This window comes from Cyanothece sp. BG0011 (assembly GCF_003013815.1).
GTDB lineage: Bacteria > Cyanobacteriota > Cyanobacteriia > Cyanobacteriales > Microcystaceae > Crocosphaera.
On sequence record NZ_PRLH01000008.1, the window covers coordinates 11,920 to 33,619 of the forward strand.

A 21,700-nucleotide genomic window follows, 5' to 3' on the forward strand; every position below is an offset into this window, starting at 1 on the left:
CTAGATTTAGGCTATAATATTGAAGTCTATAGTCTCAAATAAAAACTGATGAATGAAACCTCTACTAAAATCAGTAACAACCCATCACTAAGCTATGAAAAAGACTTTTATCAGTGGACAATTGAACAATCTGAAGCATTACGCGATCGCCAAATAAAAGCATTAGATTGGGATAACTTAACGGAGGAAATAGAAGCATTGGGCAAAGAACAACTTCACGCAGTGGAAAGCTATCTGAAGCAGTTGATTGCCCATCGTTTTAAACTAGAATATGTTAATGACGAATATTGTCGTCGGGGATGGCAGAAAGAAATTAATACGTTTAAAGATGGGATTGAAGATCGTTTAACTAATTCATTAAAACGAAAAATTGATCTAGAAAAAGTTTATAACCGAGCTAAAAGAGACTTATTAATAGATTATCCAGAACTTAAAAGAAAGTTACCCGAAAAATGTCCATATTCCCTAGATGAATGGCTTCAATAAATAACATTTAATCCCTAGAGTAATTAAATCAGTTTAAAAGTACCAATGACCTTTCTTGAAGAACAACGACCCAGTTGGGATGAATACTTTATTATGATCGCTAAATTAGCAGCGACTCGCTCAACCTGTTTAGCCTTTCCAGTGGGTGCAGTGATCGTCAAAGATAGACAAGTCTTAGCCACCGGTTATAATGGTTCCCCTTCCGGTTCAGCCCATTGTACCGCACAAGGATTCTGTTACCCTGGACTCGATAGCTGTGATAGTTCCAGTGGTCTCCCTTCCCGTGCCATTCACGCTGAAGCTAATGCGATCGCTCAAGCGGCTAAACATGGCATTTCGACCCACGGAGCCAGTATATATGTTACCTTAGAGCCATGCGTTTCTTGTTTAAAATTAATTATCTCTGCAGGCATCAAAGAAGTTTTTTATGAAACAGGGTTTAACAAAGGAGAAAAAGTTTTGGTTAGGGATGCTTTTCTCAAAGATGGATTAGTCAATTTAACCCAGATTCACTTATCCTCAGAAACGGCAAAACGCGCTTCGATTTTTCTGTTAAACCCCACATCAGTTGCCAGAGAAATGAGTTAACCATCTAGCTTTCATCGTGAGGACAAAATGCAGACAAAATCTTCATCTTCTCACCGATATCATGAACGTTCAGACTTAGAAGTCCTCAACACTTTTAACAGCGATGTGGAAAAGGGTTTAACTGCCGAAGAAGTGGCCAGACGATTAGAACAATATGGCTTTAACGAACTGGAAATAAAACAGGGAAAACCGGCCTGGTTAAGATTACTCTTACAATTTCATCAGCCTTTGCTGTACATTCTACTCATTGCAGGGGCGATCAAAGCGTTACTGGGTTCTTGGACCAATGCCGGGGTGATTTGGGGGGTAACGATGATCAACGCCGTGATCGGCTTTATTCAAGAATCAAAAGCCGAAGAAGCGATCGCCTCCCTATCCAAAGCCGTCACCACCGAAGCCACTGTTATCCGTGATAATAGCACCATCGAAATTCCTTCACGAGATTTAGTCCCAGGAGACATTGTTCTCTTAGTTTCTGGGGATAAAGTCCCCGGAGATTTGCGACTCTTAAGGGTTCGTAACCTACAAATTGATGAATCTGCACTCACAGGAGAATCCCTACCTGTCACCAAATCTGTCTCCCCTTTACCGGCCGAAACCACTCTAGCTGAACGCACCAATATGGCTTATACCGGCAGTTTCGTCACCTTTGGCCAAGGCAAAGGAATAGTCGTCGCCACCTCAGAAGCCACCGAAGTGGGTAAAATTTCCCAGTCCCTCGATAAACGGGTCAATCTTAACACGCCCCTCACCCGTAAATTTACCAAGTTTAGTCAGACCCTATTGTATGTCATTTTAGCTTTGGCAACCCTGACCTTTACCATCGGTATCGGCCAAGGAGAGTCTTGGGTTTATATGTTTGAGGCAGCCGTTGCGTTAGCGGTGAGTGCCATTCCTGAAGGGTTACCCGCCGTTGTCACCATCACCCTGGCCATCGGAGTCAACCGCATGGCCAAACGTAACGCCATTATTCGCAAATTAAGCGCCGTCGAAGCTTTGGGCAGTGCCACCGTCATTTGTTCCGATAAAACAGGAACCCTCACAGAAAATCAAATGACGGTTCAATCCATTTATGCAGGAGAAGAACAATATAGTGTAAGCGGTGGTGGTTATAGTCCCAAAGGGGAGATTTCCTGCGATCTCCAAGAACCCCATTCCCATCAATCTATTGACACCTTGAGTCCAGTCTTAGAAGACTGTTTGAAAGCAGGATTATTGTGTAATGATTCCCATTTAGAAGCCCGTCATGGAGATTGGATTGTCGTGGGAGACCCCACGGAAGGGGCTTTAATCGCGGCCGGGGCCAAAGCCGGCTTAAGCCAAGCTGCCCTAAACAACGCTATGCCTCGCTTAGATGTGATTCCGTTTGAATCAGAGTTTCAGTATATGGCCACGTTACATCGGAATGGGGAAGAATCGCAGTCCGAAAGGGTTATTTATGTCAAAGGGTCTGTAGAAGCCATTTTGAGCCGCTCTCAATACCAATTACAGCATAACGGTCAACGGGTGAGCATTGATCGCGCTTTCATTGAACAAAAAGTTGAGACCATGGCAGAACAAGGGTTACGGGTCTTAGCCTTTGCGAAAAAAGAAGTGAACCGTTATCAACATTCTTTGAATCATGAAGATATTGAAAGGGAGTTAATCTTTTTGGGGTTACAAGGTATGATTGATCCCCCTCGTCCCGAAGCGATCGCAGCCATTGATAATTGCCAATCCGCCGGCATTCGAGTCAAGATGATTACAGGGGATCATCTGGCCACGGCTAAAGCCATTGCCCAACGCATGGGCATTAAATCAGGGGAGAAAGTTCTGGCCTTTTCTGGACAAGAATTAAGTCAAATGGATACGTCTACCTTGGTGAAAACCGTAGAAGAGGGATCGGTGTTTGCCCGTGTTGCCCCTGCCCAAAAACTGCAACTGGTAGAGGCCCTGCAATCTCAAGGGGAAATCGTGGCCATGACGGGAGATGGGGTTAATGATGCCCCGGCGCTGAAACAAGCAGATATTGGGATCGCCATGGGGAAAGGGGGAACAGATGTGGCCCGAGATGCTGCGGATATGTTGTTAACGGATGATAATTTTGCTTCTATTGAGGCTGCCGTAGAAGAAGGAAGAACCGTTTATCAAAATTTGCGTAAGGCGATCGCTTTTCTCTTACCGGTGAATGGGGGGGAGTCGATGACCATTTTAATTAGTGCCTTGTTGGCCAGGGATTTACCCATTCTATCTTTGCAAGTGTTGTGGTTGAATATGATTAACTCAGTGACCATGACAGTGCCTTTGGCCTTTGAACCGAAAACCCCTGGCCTGATGCAAAAACCCCCCCGTGATCCTCAGCAACCGTTATTGACCAAACGATTACTCCGTCGTATTTTGCTGATTTCTCTGTTTAACTGGATGCTGATTTTTGGTATCTTTGAGTGGGCTAAGACCACCACGGGCAATATTGCGATCGCTCGAACCATGGCCATTCAAGCTTTAGTGGCAGCCCGGATCGTTTATTTATTAAGCATTAGTTCTTTGGGAATGAGTTTAGTGAGTCGTTTTCGTTCCCATTCAACCCTGATCACCAATACACCGATAATTGTCATCGGCATTGTAACAGCTATTATTTTACAAATTCTCTTTAGTCAATGGGGACTGATGAACAGTCTATTTAACACTGCCCCATTAAACGGATATCAATGGTTAATCTGTCTGTTACCCATGTTACCTATGATTCCTGTGGCCTTTTTTGCTAATTGCTTGGATTCACCTCAATCTTAAATAGTCGATAATAATTATAACGGTAATTTCTGAATGGCTTTATTAGAACCAATCACCACCATGACTAAATTTTTATCAAGCTTTTCTTGAGGATGAGGATTAATTTGAAACTTATCATCTTTACCAACAGCCAAAATACTAATTTTATAACGACTTCTTAACCTTAATTCTTCGAGGGTTTTACCATGAAACTCTTCAGGAATACGAGTTTCTACAATGGAGTGATCCGGGTCCAGTTCAAACCGTTCCATCACCCCTGGTTTTTGGGTTAAGACATGAGCTAAATCGCATCCGGCTTGATATTCAGGAAAGACGACTAAATCCGCTCCTACCCGTTGTAATAGTTTACCATGAATATCGGAAGAAGCCTTGGCTACCACATATTTTACCCCTCCTTCTTTGGTGTTCAAAGTCGTAATAATACTTTCTTCTAAATAGTTGCCAATGGCAACAATAACCGTGTCAAATTCAAAGATACCTGCTTCTTTTAAAGCATTAGGTTTCGTCGAATCTAATTCAATGGCACTAGAGGCAAGTTTTTCAGCTAAAACTTGAGCCACTAACGCTTCATTTATATCAGTTGCTAACACTTCATACCCTAATTGATGAAGGGTTCCACAGACGGCACGGCCAAATCTTCCTAATCCAATAACAGCGAATTGACGGGTTTCGCGACGGAGACTACTTAAGAAGTTTAAGGATTTCAAATTAATACCTCACCCTCAATTTAATAATAGTTTTCTAATTTTTGATCATACCAAAGTTTAGGCTTATCCCACTAATAAATTTTCTTCGGGATATTGGACAACCCGTGGACGAGTATCCCCTATGATTGAAGCCATAAACAGAAGAATTCCCACTCTACCTGTATACATAGTTAAGATTAATAAAAGTTGAGAAACGGGGGATAAACTGGCTGTAATTCCTGTGGATAATCCCACGGTGGCAAAAGCGGAAATGACTTCAAATAAAACTTGTAACGAACTAACACCAGAATCAAAAAAGCTAGGGTTAACAAGTCCTTCGTTCAAAGAAATTAAAAAAGTAATTAATACCACCATATTAGTCGATCCAAACACCACCGCCACCGCTTTTAAAATCAAAGAAACGGGGATTTCTCGACGAAACATAACCACTTCATCATTCCCTCTTAAAACGGAACGAGTACAATTAAATAAAATCCGCAACGTTGTGGTTTTGATTCCTCCCCCTGTACCACTCGGACTGGCACCAATGAACATAAATCCCATGGTCAAAAATAAACCAGCAAAGGTCATTTGTCCGATATCAATGCTATTAAAACCTGCTGTTCTTGTGGTTACTGATTGAAACCAAGCTGTTAGCAACTTACTTCTAAAATCAAGTCCTCTTAATGTGTCAGGATTGGCGTATTCAATGATAAAAAAGATAATTGTTCCTGCCACTAATAAAATTGCGGTCGTGCTAATGACTACTTTAAAATTTAATGAAAAAAGTAATCTTTCCTGTTTCTTCGTTACTAAATGAACAATGGCCATGTAAAGTTCCATAATTACTTGATAACCAATGCCACCAAAAATAATTAATAGGGGAATAGTAAAATTAATGATCCAAGAATCATAAAATCCCATTAAGCTATCAAAAAATAAACTAAATCCTGCATTATTCCAGGCACTAATACTATGAAAAATAGCTAACCATAACCCTTGTAATGTTCCATATTTTTCAGCAAAAACATTAAACATTAAGATAACCCCTAATATCTCAAAGGTGAGAGTGGTGGCAATAATAGAACGAATTAAAGTTTGACTATTTCCGTGTAAAAAAGGACGATCAAAAGACTCTTGTATGGCTAATTTTTGTCTGAGATCAAATCTTCTCCCTAACAATAAAATTAAAAAAGTTGTGGTGGTCATATAACCTAATCCTCCGACTTGAATTAAGAGAAGAATAATTAATTGACCCCAAAAAGAAAAATAACTCCCCGTATCAACAACAATTAATCCAGTGACACAAACAGCAGAAGTTGAGGTAAAGAAAGCAACTAAAGGATTATTCCAACCGCCATCATTAGTGGCAAAAGGTAACATTAACAACAGGGTTCCTACAGTAATGACTGCAATAAATCCTAAACAAATCGTCCTAGAAATTGTCATCAGAAATTATAATTCTACGATAAGATTGACTGATTTATTATTAATTATCAATTATCGATTGTCAATTATTTCTGATGCTGATTACTTATCGAGAATTATCTGAACCATTATGGGTTAAACTAAGATAAGGGGAGGTTGATGATTTATCTTTTTTGCTACCCGAAGACTCAGACCATTGAGACACAGAGGAAGTAATGGTTTTTTCTTGTAGTTGATCGAGGGTTTCAACAAAATCCTTAATTCCTTTAAACCGTCCATAAACAGAAGCAAAACGGATATAAGCCACTTCATTTTCTTCTCGTAAATATTTTAAGACCAATTGTCCAATTTCATGGGTGGTGACTTCTCGTTGAGGCCGTTGTTGTAAATAGGCCTCGATATCATCTACAATAGTTTCGAGACGTTGATGGGAAATTCCTGTTTTTTCACAAGCTCTAACCATACCTCTCAAGAGCTTAGATCCATCAAAGGATTCTTTTTTTCCATCGTGTTTAATGACAGTGATGGGAACAAACTCAATCCGTTCATAAGTCGTAAAACGATGTTTACAGTTTAAACACTCACGACGACGACGAATGCTTTGTCCACCTTCAGAAGAGCGAGATTCTAGAACACGGCTATTGGTATGCTGACAGTAGGGACATTGCATGGGACTATCCGTAGCAACGGAACATGAAGGTAAAAAGAGTAAGAAACCAGAATAATTAACGAACTCCTGGAAAATACAAGAGTCTGAGCCGTTCTTATTTTCCCTGGTAACATGAGGAAAAATAGCGGCCCAGATCACAATGAAACTCAATTGAGGGTAGGGGGATTAAACCCCTATACCTACTTTTGGATACGGGGGGGTTCGCGAAAGGCGATCGCAAAAAAGAGAACGGCAAGAGCCATTGTTAAAACAACGATATAAGCAACACTTTCCATCTTAATAATTTCCTAAAATTATTTTCATACCTAGTGTATCAAAAAAATGACAAAATTAAAGGGAGTCCCTCAACTCATATCTTGCACCCACCCATTTTTCCCACACCCCGCACCCTAAACCCTACTTTTCTTAGAGACTTTGAACTAGAACAAATGGCTGTACAATTAAAGTCTTGAATAATTGAGTTTCATTAATATTCCAATCACTTAATTGTTGATTAGATGGCTTAGTGAGAAGTTCCTCTGTAATCCAATGTTCAACAACCATTTTATCATCTTGAGCAATGGCAACCCCCACATCTAATAAGTTTAAATTTTCATCCACAACAATGACAGCATCCCGTTGAGCATGGGGTTTAATATCATTCCAATTAACATTGGCCATGTCTTCTTGTAGGCGTTTTTTGAGGTCTTCCATAAATCAGTGTTCGTTAATGAGTCAAGTGATCAGTGAACAGTCACCAGTATACTGTTCACTGTTACCTCTTAATCAGCTAATATTAAGCCAGTACGGGGAGGAATGGTTAATTTTAACTCATCCTTGTCCCAGTTACTTACTCCGTCTCCATAAATAAGATGACTCGGTTTTGCTGGTAATATGGAAGGCACTTTTTCCCATTCAGAAAGGGTAATTTCGGCTTTGGTTTCCCCATTATTCACAGCAATGATTACGGCTTCCTCTCCTAAAATACGAGCAAAAATATAGACTTTCCCTTGAGCATAAAGCGTGTGATAGTCTCCTGTGCGTAACGCCCTAGATTTTTTCCGAATTTGGATTAATTGTTTATAATAAGCTAACGCTTCAGCGTCCCATTTTTCTTCGGGGGGAAAGCCTTTTCTACAATCGGGTTCATGGCCCCCTTCAATGCCAATTTCGTCCCCATAGAAGATGTTAGGGGTTCCAGGAAAGGTCATTAATAATAAAGCCCCTAGTTTAGCCGAAGTGCGATCGCCGTTGGCAATACTGAGAAATCGGGGGGTATCATGACTATCGAGTAAGTTTAACTGGGTTAATTGAATTTCCCAAGGATGACGGGCCAGTAATTCTTCAATTCCCTTGGCATATCCAGCAGCGTCAAGGGTTTCGTAGGGTTCGTAAAAATGAGGGATGATTTCTTTATCCACGCGATCGCCGATAATAAATCCGGCCGTTAAACGAGCAAAGGGATAATTCATCACCCCATCAAATTGCTTTCCATCCAGCCATTGTGAGGCATCAAAGGCAATTTCTCCGACAATATAGGCTTCAGGGTTCACTCCTTTAACCCTGTCTCGAAAGTCCACCCAAAACCCTTCTGCTGTAACGCAGTCCGGCACATCTAACCGCCAACCATCGATCCCTTGTTTTAACCAATATTCCCCCACCTGCATAATATATTCTCTAACGGCGGGATTATCGTGGTTAAACTGGGGTAAGGCACGATAATCGATCCAGGATACATAATTAGCCGGAAGACTGCCATCATAGGCAGATAAGGGCCACCCTTCGATTTTAAACCAATCTAACCAAGGGGAATTAGGGCCATTTTCTAGGATATCGTTGAAGAAGAAAAAGCCTCGACTGGCGTGATTAAACACCCCATCTAAAACCACTTTAAACCCTTTATCGTGGGCAGTTTTCAGTAATTGATCAAAGGCTTCTCGATCTCCTAATAAGGGATCAATGCCATAATAATCGTGGGTATGATAGCCATGATTACAAGCAGAGCGAAAAATAGGGGTAAAATAAAGAGCCGTTACCCCTAAATCTTGTAAATAATCTAATTTTTCCATCACTCCCCAGAGATTTCCCCCTTTGTATCCTTGATAGGTTGGGGGTGCATCCCAGTCTTCTAGGGGAACGTCTAATAACCATTTCTGATGGGGTGGAACCTTTCTCGCAAAGGAATCAGGATAAATTTGGTAAAAAACGGCGTGTTTCACCCAGTCGGGAGTTTTAATAGCCATGCAATCTCTCGTAATGGTTTTCCATTTTCAGATAACTATGGTATCACGGGATAGATGAGAATTCCCCATCAGACTACCTATATCTTTCTAAGGTATGGGATAGGATGATAAACAAGATAATTTCACCGTTTTTAATTCTGGCTTATTAATTGTTGGAGAAAGTTATTTCCTGATACTTCTATATTATCATCTAAACTAAAGTTAAGACTACGAATATTAATATTATTTATTCTATCATTAACAGCATTTTTTGTATTGGGAGTAATAAGAATAGCATCATGACAATTTTGTTCAAAGGTATAGGTGATAATTTGATAAATATCATATTCTTTTATTTTTGTTTTATACTTTGTATCCAGTACATATAAATTTTCTTTTGTGGTTTGATTGTAGATAATTAAATCAATTTTGAAACTAAAACTATCATAGTTTACACGATGTTGTGTTTTAATTCCCAAGGGTGGGGGAAGATGTTGTTTTAACCATGCTGCAATAAATTTTTCATACAATTGATTCATATTGACTAAAAAAGGTAAGCTGTTATAATTGCCTTTTTTGTGACTGGGTGTAGTATTTTCTAAGAAAAAGCGACACAGAGAATGTAAGCCGTGATAATCTTGGTTAAGACGGTTATATTTTCGGTTCATACAATCATTTGCGGTAAAGGGTGAGAGGGTAATATAACCTTGTAATGCGTGGTAAGCTTTTCTAATTAATATACGGGTATTTTCTTGACAGATTTCTTGACGACTTATTATATATATTGTCCACAGTAAAATCTGATTATCTTCTATGTCTTGGGTAAAGTTATCATAATGACAAGTTAGTTTAGGTTTCCAGGGATGTTTAAGCATGGTTTTAATATCTACTTTTCCCCTGAGATAACTTAATTCTTGTGACTGTTTAATATAAGTTGCATAGAGTCCTTTTTGAATACGGTTTAAGATACGATGAGCAAAAATAGTTACTAAACGGTTATAAAAATCTGGTAAACTTTCACACTTCATTAAACCATTTAAAAATTGAAAACTTTTCAGGTGATAAGCATACTCTAACATTTTAAAAATATTAGTGATCGGAACTTTCGGTTTAATGTGAAAATTCCAGTCATTATTAATAGGAATATAACCTATCCATCCTTGAGAAATAATTTCCCATTGATCCCCTTCTTTTGTATATTTTAGATTAATTTTGAACTTATTTTTATACTTATCTTTTAATTGATCAATAATCTCTTGTGGAATGCGATCGCGGGGAATATTACAGGGATTATATTCAATTAATTCTATAGTATTCATGAAGTAGCTATAAATATAAATTAGATATAATTTGTAGTGTTAAAAGTGTATAAAAATTAAGCAATGGAAAACTCAGTTAATTTTCGAGTTTCGGGATCATGAAATCCTAACACAATATCATCTTTTGGGACACCATTTTTTAATAATTCAACGGCAATTCCTTCTTCTGTCCAATCTTCCTCAATCCAAATTTTATTATTTTTAATCCGAATATAAACAGAAATTGCTTTAATTCTTTTTTCCTTTTTCCAACCGATATTAAACCAGAGATATTGACTTCTCTCATCATCAAACATGAGAACTTCATCTATATCTGGATCGGGAACTTGAGAGGAAATTTTTTCATATTCTGTTAGAATACTTTTGATCAGATTTTGGTAATGTTTTAATTTATCCATTGGATAATCTCCTCTTTGGTAATATCGACAATGAGTAGTAAAATTTGATATTTTTTTAATATTAATTGAATAGCAATTTGTATAAAAAATTTTTCATAAATCCTGTGACTAATGGCTAAATAGATTGTATAATTAGGATGAGTAACAGAAAGAAAAGTTTGATAGATTAAATATTGACCAAGTGCAGTTTCAAACTCACGCATGGGAGAAGGACTATTAAAGCTTTTTACTTCAATCACAATGTATTGTTCTCCTTTCATTGCAGAAAGGGTTTTTTCTCCTGCTAAGTCTGCAAATAGTTTGACTTCTTCATATTTAATAGGATAAGGATCAGCCGTAATTTTTCCAACCTTCTTTTATTAAAGCATTTTTGACCGCATCATGATAGGCATCTTTTGCTGGCATTTTAATTGTAGGGTGGGTTAGATGGCTATAATTTAGTTTAGCACAAGTATTTAATTGTCCATCGTAACCCACCAAAAGACAACAATAATGGTAAGTTATCCTATCGTTTAAACTTTAGTAGACATTCACCTAATCGTAGGGTGGGTTAGATGGCTATAATTTAGCTTACCACAAGTATTTAATTGTCCATTGTAACCCACAAAAAGATAACAATAATGGTAAGTTATCCTATCGTTTAAACTTTGGTTTGTACAAGCAGGATGCTTATGTTACATTATAGGTATATAGTGGGTTACTGTATCATTTAAATCTTAGTTTAGCATCAATAATAAAGTGTAACCCAACCCACCCTCCAAGTTCAATTTGTCTTATATATTTTCCCAACGAAATTGATCAATTTTATCCGTTTCGTCAAAGAAGTATTCTTCTAAATAAGGTTCTATTTCCATTGTCCAAATGTCTTCAAGATCATCTTGTAAGGTTTCAGTTAGGAAGAAAGAAACCCCAATTTCATAATTAGGATTATTGATGGTTTCATTGAGTTTTTTCAAAATGTTTATTAATGATTCAGTATCATAGTCTGGGTTATGTTTTTGATGGTATTTTTCGAGGATGTTATAGTTAGGTTTGATGGGAATAAATGCAAAGCGACGACGCAACGCATGATCCACTAAAGCAATTGAGCGATCGGCTGTATTCATAGTTCCAATTATATAAACATTTTCGGGTATTTTGAACTTTTCATTGCTTCCTGCGAGGTGTATTTCTTCTTCTCTATATTCTAGTAAATACATCAATTCTCCGAAAACTTGAGATAGGTTAGCGCGGTTAATTTCATCAATAATTAAAATACACATCCCTTCCTTATCTTCTGCTTTTTTACAGAAGTTTAAAAAGCGTCCAGGAATCATAGAATAGTTTAGGTTTCCATCGGGTGAAGTTTGTGGACGAATACCTTGTATAAAGTCTTCATAACTATAACTAGGATGAAATTGTATGAGTTCACAATATCCATCTCCACTACTGGTTAAATGGTTAGCAATGTGTTTCGCTAAGTAGGTTTTTCCTGTTCCTGGTGAACCTTGAAAGATGATATGTTTTTTACGTTTTAGAGTTTTGATATATTGGTTTAATTTGTTTCTTTCTATATTTGTATCTTTTATTAAATCTTCTATTGGATAAGTTGGAATATGTAAGTATTGGTAAACTTCTGTTTGTGGATCATCAGAAGTAAATAATAATATAAGAGGGAAAAAAGACTCAATAAATTTTACGATTTTTATAGTTAATTCTTGCAAAGATAGTGTTAGTATTTCCTCTTGACTAATAAAAGTCCAAGCTTCTAAAATAAATATTGGTTGTTTTATTGAATTATTGTCATTTTTATCATAAATTTCTGTATCATTAAAATCATAAGTTTTATAGTTAAAAGTTTTTTCAATGTCTTTGGATCAGACGTTTTAGTATAAAAAAAATCAACTGCATTATTTTCTATATTGAATATTTTACGATATTTAACCATGTCAATTACAGTTTCATGAAACATAAAAGACATAATTATATCATATGTTTTTGTTGAATTACATAATTCAAAAATATATTTTTTATCCTCTTCAATATATATATGTAAACTTAAACTTTGTTCATCTAATTCACTAGAGAAATAAATTGGAGTTTCTTCAGAAAACCATAATGTGTACCAAACGTGAGTCATTTCCAAAGAAGCAGCTTTAGAAAAAGATGTCTCATAAAATTCTGTTTTTTTTGATTTTTTTAGTTATTGGTCTAGATAATCGTTTATTAATTTTTTCTGCCAAGTAATTCAATTGTATTTCTAGATAAAATTTTAATTTCTTATATTCCGAAAACGACATATGGTTAATAGGTTTATCATCAAAATATTTTTGTAAACACTGAAATATATCTTTCGTAAATAATGGTTTTGAGTGATCTTGTTTGTATTGATAATTATTACTCATGTTTTGACTAAAATATTTGATATATTCTAATGTGGGCAAATGAGAAAATTATCTAAAGTTATCATAATTGATCAAACATTTGCCCACCCTACAGAATATGTTTATTTTACTATTTTTGTGTATTGGTTGAAAAAAGTAGAATTACTGATTTTTTTGATGTAGCGATCGCTTTCTATTCTTTGGCGGTATTTTAATAAACAAGAGCTATAATGATATGTAGATTTAATTATCTACAATTTTGACTATGAATATTATAAACATGAGTGAAGAAGCAAACAACTTTGAATCTGTACTTGAGACAGTCAGAAAAGATAAAAATACAACTGTTATTATCAGAAGCGATGTAGAAGATGCTGTCATTATGTCCAAAAGTTATTATGACAGTTTAATGGAAACAATTTATCTATTAAAATCTCCTGCTAATGCTAAACATTTAGAAGAAGCAATTTCAGAATATAAAGCAGGAAAAACACAAAAACATGATTTAATCTAAGTTATGAACAAAAAAACTGAGTTTTCTTTTAATAAAGAAAGAAGAGTTACACCAGAAGAAAATCAGAAATTTAGACAAGCTATTTCTGAACAGTTTGGAATAAAGTTCAGACGACAAAAAACAATAAAACAACATGAAGATGACCAGAAATTATAGTTATATTTTGATATGCGATCGCTAAAATTTATCGAAAGTTATAATTACTCATTCAAAATTTCATTTAATAAATCCTCACTTTCTTTAACTCCTATTAAACCCTCTTCTTTTGCTTCTTTTGCTTTTAAACTTAACATTATATCTTCACAAAATTCTAAATAGTCGTCAATAGAATCATAAAACGCTTGACACGCTTCTTCTAAACTTTTGCCTGGAAATGTAATCACATCTTTAATATCAAGAACACGACCAAAAAATATACCACTATCGAGATCAATCTCAATATGACCTTGATAACCCTTATAAGTTAAATTGTCTTGCATTATTCTTCAAATAATCAACCTTACATAATCTATTTTACCCTTAAACCCACCACAATCAATACATTTGACCCCTACCCGTAGGTAAACAAACGGAATTAAAATGCAAAAAATCCATGATTAAAATGCAAAAAACGGATTTTAGATAAAACTTTGTTACATTAGCTACAAAAGTTATCAGACTGTAGCGTTTAAATAGGTACAACTCGACCAGATGGAGGGTTTACCCTGTGGTGCCAAGTACCCAAACTCAAAACAAACAAAAGTTAAACAAATTTGAAAAGATCAAGGCCGAAAAAGATGGACTCGATATAAAAGACCAACTCGAACACTTTGCCCGGATCGGTTGGGAAGCAATGGACAAAACCGATCTCGAACATCGCCTCAAATGGGTGGGCATTTTCTACCGTCCCGTCACCCCTGGCAAGTTCATGTTACGGATGCGGATGCCAAATGGTATCCTAACCAGTGACCAAATGCGCGTACTGGGTCATATTGTACAACGATATGGGGATGATGGAAACGCCGACATCACCACCCGACAAAACCTGCAACTAAGAGGTGTTCGACTCGAAGATATCCCCGACATCTTTAACCGTCTCAAAGCGGCCAAAATGACATCTATGCAGTCGGGAATGGATAACGTCCGTAATATTACTGGTTCTCCCATGGCCGGGTTAGATGCAGATGAACTCATCGACACCCGTGAATTAGTCCAAAAAGTGCAGGACATGATTACTAACCACGGGGAAGGGAATTATGAGTTTACTAACCTACCCCGAAAATTCAATATTGCTATTGAAGGGGGACGAGATAACTCCGTTCACGCCGAAATTAATGATATTGCCTTCGTTCCTGCCTATAAAGACGGTGAATTAGGGTTTAACGTGGTGGTTGGTGGCTTTTTCTCCGCTAAACGCTGCGAGGCTGCCATTCCCCTTAATGCTTGGGTTCCCCCCACCGATGACGCTGTGATGGGGTTATGCCGTGCCATTTTAACCGTATTTCGGGATCATGGACCGAGAGCCAACCGTCAAAAGTCTCGCCTGATGTGGTTAATTGACGAATGGGGCTTAAATAAGTTCCGTTCCGAAGTTGAGAAAGCATTAGGCTATAAATTAGCCCCAGAAGCCAAAAAAGACGCAATTGACTGGGAAAAACGGGATCATATTGGTGTCTTCCCCCAAAAACAAGCAGGTTTAAACTATGTGGGGCTTCATATTCCCATTGGTCGTTTATACGCTGAGGATATGCTAGACTTAGCCAGGATAGCAGAAGTCTATGGAAATGGTGAAATTCGCCTCACTGTTGAGCAAAATGTCATTATTCCCAATATTCCTGACGACAACTTAGAGCCATTTTTAGAAGAACCCATCTTAGAAAAGTTCTGTATTAGCCCAAAACCCTTACAACGAGCCTTAGTTTCCTGTACGGGGGCGCAATTTTGCAATTTTGCTCTGGTGGAGACGAAAAACCGTGCGTTAGCTTTGGCTAAGGAACTAGATGAAGTCTTAGAATTACCCCAAACCGTCCGTATTCATTGGACAGGTTGCCCCAACTCCTGCGGACAACCCCAAGTGGCCGATATTGGCTTAATGGGAACGAAAGTTCGCAAAGATGGCCAAACCGTCGAAGGGGTTGACCTATATATGGGTGGAAAAGTGGGTAAAGATGCTCATTTAGGCACTTGTGTGCAGAAAGGTATTGCTTGCGATGATTTACTCTCTGTTTTGTCCGATCTCTTAATTGAAAATTTTGGGGCAAAACGTCGGTAACAACATGGGTTTAACACTGTTAAACCCCTACGGAAACTAACTGTTCCGAAGTTCCCTAACACTTGACTTTAAATCTTATTTAACTACATCGAGAGGAAAATAACGAAAATGCTCGGAGAAATGTGGTCATTACGTGGACGATATAAGATCCTCCACTTGACATGGTTTGCCTTCTTTTTAACCTTTGTGGTCTGGTTTAACCTTGCACCCTTGGCAACCCAGGTAAAAGCTGATTTTGGACTAGAAGTTAGTCAAATTAGAACCTTAGCTATCTGTAACGTTGCATTAACCGTTCCTGCGCGGATTATTATCGGAATGTTATTGGATCGCTATGGTCCGAGAATTACCTATACATTATTATTGATATATGCAGCTATTCCCTGTTTAATCTTTGCCACCGCCCAAAGCTTTACCCAGTTAGTGATCGGACGGTTAATGTTAGGTATTGTGGGTGCCGGGTTTGTGATTGGTATTCGCATGGTTGCAGAATGGTTTCCCCCCAAAGAAATAGGACTCGCTGAAGGTATTTATGGCGGTTGGGGTAACTTTGGATCGGCTGCTGCTGCCTTTACCCTGCCTACTATCGGCGGTTGGTTCGCCTTTGGCGCACTTTCCCCCACCGGTGATCCCCTCCTCAACTGGCGGCTTTGTATCGCTGGAACGGGCATTATTGCTGCGCTGTATGGACTTTTATACTACAATAATGTTCAAGATCATCCCCCCGGAAAAACCTACCGAAAGCCTAAAAGTGCCAGAGGGATCGAAGTAACCACGAAAAAAGATTTTTGGTTTTTAATGGTGATGAATGCACCGTTATCAGGCATTCTCATGGTGTTAGCTTGGCGGTTAAACCGTATTGGCTTCTACGGTAACAATACCATGTATATTGTCTGGGCTTGTTTATTGGGGTTATATCTGTTCCAAGCTTATAACTGTTGGGTGGTGAATAAAGACTTAATGACCGGTAAGAAGCATTATCCGGCAAAAGATCGCTATCGTTTCTCTCAAGTTGCTATTTTAGAATTAACTTATGTAGTGAACTTTGGATCGGAGTTAGCGGTGGTTTCGATGCTTCCTGCTTTCTTTGAAGGAACCTTTACCTTAACCCCGGCCCAAGCAGGAATGATCGCCTCTAGTTATGCGTTTATGAACTTAGCGTCTCGTCCCGGTGGGGGTTTAATCTCCGATAAGTTAGGAAGTCGTAAGAATACCATGGCTGTGTTAACCTTCTGTATGGGTATTGGTTATCTAATGATGGGTAGTGTCGGTAGTAGTTGGTGGCTACCTGGGGCCATTATTTTAACCATGGCTTGTTCTTTCTTTGTACAAGCGGGAGAAGGGTCAACCTTTGCGATCGTTCCCCTGGTAAAACGCCGTATTACGGGGCAAGTTGCCGGTAATGTGGGGGCTTATGGAAATGTGGGTGCAGTGGCTTATTTAACCATTTTCAGTCTGCTGCCGGAATGGTTAGGAGGTGGCAATAACCCCAGTGAAGCGATTATTTCTCAAGCTAATAGTCTGTTTTTCCAGATAATGGGAACAATGGCTATTATTGTCGCTTTCTTATGTTGGTTTATCCTTAGAGAACCGGAAGGATCATTTGCTGAACACCATGAAGGGGAAGAAGAGGATCATCAGTTACCCCATGTTCCTGTGATGGAAAGTGATGCTTCTTTTGACTCTATTCCTAGAGGTTAACATAGACTTGTAGGGTGCGTTAAGCCAATTATAGTTTAGTGGAAAAAGCTACAATTTTTCTGATGGCGTAACGCACCAAAAGGCTTAACTCTGGTGCATTACGCTATGCTAATACACCCTACTGGACTAGGGGTTAAATTAAATGGATGTGGGCTTAATACTATTAAGCCCCTACATAATATTAAGCTCCTACAAAGATTTATTGAAAAATTAAGCTAATTTAGGCTTTCTTTTTTACTGTTATTAGCCTTTATTTTTTGTTTGAGAGAAATTGATTGTCTTAATCATATAAGCAATATGCGGCGATGAGCAAATTTTAACGATAAAATAGAAGCAGTTAGAGAAATAAAAGACGGAGAAAAGTAAGCAATATTGAGTTTAGAGAAACATTGGACTAAAACGCAATTGTTAAACTAACAATATAATACTCAAGAACCATCTAATACAATTATGGTTACTCAACTTAAAAACGAAACCACTTTAAACATTATTTATCCAGACAGCGATGGCAAACCCATGGCCGATAATACCCTTCAGTTTCGTTGGATTACTATGATAAAAGCAAATTTAGACTGGTTATTTGCTGATAATAATAATGTCTTTGTTGCTGGTGATTTACTGTGGTATCCCATCGAAGGTGATAATAAAAAAAGACTTGCCCCCGATGTTATGGTCGTTTTTGGTCCTCCTAAAAAAGAAAGGGGTTCCTATCAACAATGGAAAGAGGATAATATTGCTCCACAAGTGGTGTTTGAGATTCTTTCCCCAGGAAACACTCAGACAGAAATGAGCAGAGAATTGTTATTTTATGAGCGTTATGGAGTGGAAGAATACTATATTTATAATCCTCATAAAAATGAACTCACTGGACTCTTAAGAGGAGAAGAAGGGTTAGAAATTATTGATAATATGAATAATTGGATTAGTCCCCGTTTAGAAATTCGTTTTGAAACAACAGAACCCGAAGTAAAACTATATTATCCCGATGGTAATCCTTTTACCACTTATACTCAAGAAAAAAAACGGGCTGACAAATTAGCGGCTAAATTAAAAGAATTAGGAATTGACCCAGATGAACTTTAAATTAATGTCACAGCATAAGCAATTTCTTGTCTTGATAATTCCAGGTTTTCTAGTAACAAGTTCACTGTTACTAACCACAACAAGTTTCGCTCAAACTAATCCTAATGGTAGTTGGTTAGATCAAGAGGAAAATTGGAATCAACCCAATAATTCTATCCCTAAAGCACCAGTAGAAACAGCAACTAATTTTGAGTCTTGTCAGCAGACTATTCGTCCGGCTGTTTTACCCGAAGATAAATTAGTAGAGGATGCAGGTTGGACATTAACGAATGCTGCTCAAATTTATGGATCAACGACAATAATAACAGGAATGACCGATACAGATGGAATGTGTCGTCCCATGAATTTTCAAGTTTTTGTCTTCACTGATGGTCAGTTTTCTGGCACTTTGTCCCCCATTCCTATGACTTCTCGCACCGATGGGAGTCTGTTTAAATTTGAGCTTTATCGTGAGGGCATGATTGATGCTTCATTTAATCGTTATCTTCCCACCGATGCCCTATGTTGTGCCTCTCGTGAAAGTCGGATTTTTTATCAAGTAAATACTAACACCGATCGCTCTTTTTTAGTTCCTCAATTACCAGCAGATACCTATGATCGTCCTAAGTAAAATGTTTTGATAATTAAATTATTCTCCTTGTGTTGCTTAAAAAGACTATATTCAACTAGATAATCTATGACAAACTCTACTAAAACTCTCTGTCCTTACTGTGGTGTCGGTTGCGGTTTAGAAGTCCTGCCTCCGGCCCAACCAGGAAAACCGGTTAACCGAGATAGTGAAGGAACCCCAATCTGGCAAGTCAGAGGCGATCGCAACCACCCGTCTAGTCTTGGTAAAGTCTGTGTTAAAGGGGCAACGGTTAGTGAGTCGTTACACAAGTCTCGTCTGAAATATCCCATGATGCGAGACAGTTTAACCGATGAGTTTCGTCGAGTGAGTTGGGACGAAGCGTTAGAAGCTATTGTCAACCGTATGCAAACCGTTCGTTTAACCCAAGGGCCAGACGCTTTATGTATGTACGGTTCCGGTCAGTTTCAAACCGAAGATTATTATATCGCTCAAAAACTATTTAAAGGCTTTCTCGGAACCAATAACTTTGACGCTAACTCCCGTCTGTGTATGTCTTCAGCAGTGGCCGGATATACCCAAAGTTTCGGCAGTGATGGGCCACCCTGTTGTTACGAAGACTTAGAGTTAACGGACTGTGCATTTTTAATAGGAACCAATACCGCAGAATGTCATCCCATCGTCTTTAACCGTCTCCGTGTCCATCATAAAAAGAACCGTAAGGTTAAAATGGTGGTGGTTGACCCCAGATACACGAAAACCGCAGAAGCAGCCGACTTACACTTACCTATTAAACCCGGAACTGATATTGATCTGTTTAATGGTATTGCCTATTTACTCATGCGGTGGGGTCGCATCAATACCTTTTTCATCGATGAATGTACCCAAAACTTTTCAGCCTATGCTGAGGTTATCCGTCATTATCCCCCTGAGTTGGTAGCCCGTAACTGTGGTATTCGTGTCGATGAGTTAGAAAAAGCAGCCCAATATTGGGGAGACTCAGAACGGGTGTTATCCTTATGGTCAATGGGGATCAATCAATCTTCTGAAGGAACGGCCAAAGTTCGCACCCTGATCAACTTACATTTAATGACGGGAGATATCGGTAAACCTGGGGCCGGACCTTTTTCTCTCACCGGACAACCTAACGCCATGGGCGGCCGAGAAGCCGGGGGACTTTGTAATATTTTACCGGGGTATCGTGTGGTGAATAACCCTCAACACCGGGCTGAAGTTGAACAGTTTTGGAAACTTCCTAAAGGGACGATTCAACCGCAACGGGGCCGAACCGCTTGGGAAATGATCCAAGGGTTAGAAACCGGAGAGGTGGGTTTTTTGTGGATCGCAGCCACTAACCCGGCTGTCAGTATGCCCGATATTAAACGCACTCAAGCCGCCTTGAAGCGATCGCCTTTCACCGTTTATCAAGACGCTTATTATCCCACCGAAACCTCAGCCTATGCTCATATTCTACTCCCTGCAGCCCAATGGAGTGAAAAAACAGGGGTCATGACCAACTCAGAACGAATGGTGACCCTGTGTCCCCAGTTTCGTGATCCCCCAGGGGAAGCCAGGGCCGACTGGGCAATATGGGCAGAAGTGGGACGACGGTTAGGGTTTGAAAAAGCATTTAGTTTCAAAAATTCCGCCGAGGTGTATGGGGAGTTTGTGCAAATAACGGAAGGCCGCCCCTGTGATAGTTCGGGGTTGAGTCACGACAAGTTACGCACCTATGGCCCTCTGCAATGGCCCTATCCCGATGCTTGGCCCTGGTTAGAAGGAGAGGACTTAGAGAAACAAAACCGCACCAATAAGCGACTTTATACGGATTTTCGGTTCAACACCCCCGATGGACGGGCAAGGTTCGCCGCCTACCATTCTAAAGGGCTGGCCGAACCCCCTGATGAGGCTTACCCTTTTGTGTTAACCACTGGAAGATTATACGGCCATTGGCACACCCAAACTCGCACCGGACGCATTCCTAAAATTCAAAAGATGCACCCTGAGCCATTTATAGAAATTCATCCTAAAGATGCGGCCAAATTGAACATTGAAGAGAATACTTTAGTTGAAGTGCGATCGCGTCGAGGAAAGGCTCGTTTTCTGGCAACAATAACTAAGGCGATCGCTCCTGGGACTCTATTTATCCCCATGCACTGGGGCGCACTTTGGGCTGAGGATGCCGAAGCTAACGCTTTAACCCATCCTAATGCCTGTCCAACTTCTTTGCAACCAGAGTTAAAAGCTTGTGCGGTACAGGTAAGGGTTGCTACTGAAGAGGAATGGGTTTTGTTATCTGAACAACTCCCTCAACACTCAGTAAGAACAGTTTAGAGACGTCAATCAGAATGTAGAATTTAGAATGTAGAATTTAGAATTACCTCTACCTCAAGTTGGAGGCTTAAAACCAGGAAAACTCTTCTTCTCTTGGTCGATTGGATATGGCGAGGAAACCTCGCCATCCCTCGACCGCTTTCATCCCCTTGAAATAGGAGGCTTAGAACTCTTTATTAAGGGGGGAGTTAGAGGGGGGATCTCTCTAAAAATTATTGATTAACCCAACAAAGTTTATCAATTGTTTGTATACTCCATTACCTTCCTAGAGAAATTCGTCAAAAGTTAACAAGTTACAGGGTTATCTTAGGTATAGTTAAACTTAAACCCCTTTGAACTATCTT

At 38.9% G+C, this 21,700-nt stretch carries 21 protein-coding genes and 1 pseudogene; 10 read left to right on the plus strand and 12 right to left on the minus strand.

The window, feature by feature from the left end:
- Positions 1 to 48 precede the first annotated feature (48 nt).
- The 3 genes from C4E06_RS02465 to C4E06_RS02475 are packed head-to-tail and all read left to right on the plus strand — an operon-like array spanning position 49 to position 3,843.
- Positions 49 to 486 (plus strand): DUF29 domain-containing protein, encoded by a 438-nt coding sequence (locus C4E06_RS02465; protein ID WP_107666648.1) that lies wholly within the window; start codon positions 49 to 51, stop codon positions 484 to 486.
- Positions 487 to 531: 45 nt separating this feature from the next.
- On the plus strand, positions 532 to 1,074 hold the full coding sequence (locus C4E06_RS02470) for a dCMP deaminase family protein (RefSeq protein WP_107666649.1): 543 nt from the start codon (positions 532 to 534) through the stop codon (positions 1,072 to 1,074).
- Positions 1,075 to 1,101: 27 nt separating this feature from the next.
- Positions 1,102 to 3,843: a cation-transporting P-type ATPase gene (locus tag C4E06_RS02475; RefSeq protein WP_107666650.1), complete on the plus strand. Its 2,742-nt coding sequence runs from the start codon at positions 1,102 to 1,104 to the stop codon at positions 3,841 to 3,843.
- 14 nt (positions 3,844 to 3,857) lie between these two features.
- Here the strand turns inward: C4E06_RS02475 and C4E06_RS02480 are convergent, their stop codons facing one another.
- From C4E06_RS02480 to C4E06_RS28570, 11 genes and pseudogenes are all read right to left on the minus strand, one after another.
- Positions 3,858 to 4,550 carry a TrkA family potassium uptake protein gene (locus tag C4E06_RS02480; protein WP_107666651.1) on the minus strand — a complete coding sequence of 231 codons (693 nt, stop codon included), beginning with the start codon at positions 4,548 to 4,550 and terminating at the stop codon, positions 3,858 to 3,860.
- A gap of 63 nt (positions 4,551 to 4,613) precedes the next feature.
- Positions 4,614 to 5,978, minus strand: coding sequence for a TrkH family potassium uptake protein (locus C4E06_RS02485; RefSeq protein ID WP_107666652.1), 1,365 nt, complete (start codon positions 5,976 to 5,978; stop codon positions 4,614 to 4,616).
- Positions 5,979 to 6,063: 85 nt separating this feature from the next.
- Positions 6,064 to 6,627 carry a transcriptional regulator NrdR gene (gene nrdR, locus C4E06_RS02490; RefSeq protein WP_107666682.1) on the minus strand — a complete coding sequence of 188 codons (564 nt, stop codon included), beginning with the start codon at positions 6,625 to 6,627 and terminating at the stop codon, positions 6,064 to 6,066.
- Between the two features lie 179 nt (positions 6,628 to 6,806).
- Entirely contained in the window at positions 6,807 to 6,902 is a 96-nt protein-coding gene (locus tag C4E06_RS02495; RefSeq protein WP_008277098.1) for a photosystem II reaction center protein T, read from the minus strand.
- A gap of 130 nt (positions 6,903 to 7,032) precedes the next feature.
- Positions 7,033 to 7,320, minus strand: a complete 288-nt coding sequence (locus C4E06_RS02500) for a DUF2288 domain-containing protein (RefSeq protein WP_107666653.1) — start codon at positions 7,318 to 7,320, stop codon at positions 7,033 to 7,035.
- Between the two features lie 68 nt (positions 7,321 to 7,388).
- On the minus strand, positions 7,389 to 8,849 hold the full coding sequence (locus C4E06_RS02505) for a glycoside hydrolase family 13 protein (RefSeq protein WP_107666654.1): 1,461 nt from the start codon (positions 8,847 to 8,849) through the stop codon (positions 7,389 to 7,391).
- 131 nt (positions 8,850 to 8,980) lie between these two features.
- A complete protein-coding gene (locus C4E06_RS02510; protein ID WP_107666655.1) occupies positions 8,981 to 10,147 on the minus strand; it encodes an McrC family protein in 1,167 nt (388 codons plus the stop codon).
- 56 nt (positions 10,148 to 10,203) lie between these two features.
- Entirely contained in the window at positions 10,204 to 10,545 is a 342-nt protein-coding gene (locus tag C4E06_RS02515; RefSeq protein WP_107666656.1) for a XisI protein, read from the minus strand.
- Positions 10,533 to 10,950, minus strand: a pseudogene (locus tag C4E06_RS02520) (XisH family protein). Before C4E06_RS02520 ends, C4E06_RS02515 begins: the two are co-directional and overlap by 13 nt.
- A 368-nt stretch (positions 10,951 to 11,318) precedes the next feature.
- Positions 11,319 to 12,248, minus strand: a complete 930-nt coding sequence (locus C4E06_RS02530) for an McrB family protein (RefSeq protein WP_232826124.1) — start codon at positions 12,246 to 12,248, stop codon at positions 11,319 to 11,321.
- Positions 12,249 to 12,313: 65 nt separating this feature from the next.
- Entirely contained in the window at positions 12,314 to 12,664 is a 351-nt protein-coding gene (locus C4E06_RS28570; RefSeq protein ID WP_232826125.1) for a hypothetical protein, read from the minus strand.
- Positions 12,665 to 13,167: 503 nt separating this feature from the next.
- On the opposite strand from C4E06_RS28570, the gene C4E06_RS02545 reads away from it, so the two are divergent.
- Positions 13,168 to 13,422: a type II toxin-antitoxin system prevent-host-death family antitoxin gene (locus tag C4E06_RS02545; RefSeq protein ID WP_107666662.1), complete on the plus strand. Its 255-nt coding sequence runs from the start codon at positions 13,168 to 13,170 to the stop codon at positions 13,420 to 13,422.
- Positions 13,423 to 13,425: 3 nt separating this feature from the next.
- Positions 13,426 to 13,578: a hypothetical protein gene (locus C4E06_RS27535; protein ID WP_198648238.1), complete on the plus strand. Its 153-nt coding sequence runs from the start codon at positions 13,426 to 13,428 to the stop codon at positions 13,576 to 13,578.
- A 44-nt stretch (positions 13,579 to 13,622) separates the two neighbouring features.
- On the opposite strand, the gene C4E06_RS02550 is transcribed toward C4E06_RS27535, so the two are convergent.
- Positions 13,623 to 13,901: a hypothetical protein gene (locus C4E06_RS02550; RefSeq protein ID WP_232826126.1), complete on the minus strand. Its 279-nt coding sequence runs from the start codon at positions 13,899 to 13,901 to the stop codon at positions 13,623 to 13,625.
- Positions 13,902 to 14,128: 227 nt separating this feature from the next.
- Between C4E06_RS02550 and C4E06_RS02555 the strand changes: the two genes are divergently transcribed.
- From C4E06_RS02555 to C4E06_RS02575, 5 genes are all read left to right on the plus strand, one after another.
- Positions 14,129 to 15,673: a ferredoxin--nitrite reductase gene (locus tag C4E06_RS02555; RefSeq protein WP_107666663.1), complete on the plus strand. Its 1,545-nt coding sequence runs from the start codon at positions 14,129 to 14,131 to the stop codon at positions 15,671 to 15,673.
- 108 nt (positions 15,674 to 15,781) lie between these two features.
- Positions 15,782 to 17,371: an MFS transporter gene (locus tag C4E06_RS02560; protein ID WP_107666664.1), complete on the plus strand. Its 1,590-nt coding sequence runs from the start codon at positions 15,782 to 15,784 to the stop codon at positions 17,369 to 17,371.
- 450 nt (positions 17,372 to 17,821) lie between these two features.
- Positions 17,822 to 18,454 carry a Uma2 family endonuclease gene (locus C4E06_RS02565; RefSeq protein ID WP_107666665.1) on the plus strand — a complete coding sequence of 211 codons (633 nt, stop codon included), beginning with the start codon at positions 17,822 to 17,824 and terminating at the stop codon, positions 18,452 to 18,454.
- The gene (locus C4E06_RS02570) at positions 18,444 to 19,064 is read left to right on the plus strand and encodes an LppP/LprE family lipoprotein (protein ID WP_198648239.1); all 621 of its coding nucleotides are present in this window, start codon (positions 18,444 to 18,446) and stop codon (positions 19,062 to 19,064) included. The genes C4E06_RS02565 and C4E06_RS02570 overlap by 11 nt, the downstream gene beginning before the upstream one ends.
- Positions 19,065 to 19,130: 66 nt before the next feature.
- Entirely contained in the window at positions 19,131 to 21,356 is a 2,226-nt protein-coding gene (locus tag C4E06_RS02575) for a molybdopterin oxidoreductase family protein (RefSeq protein WP_107666666.1), read from the plus strand.
- Positions 21,357 to 21,700: the final 344 nt, after the last annotated feature.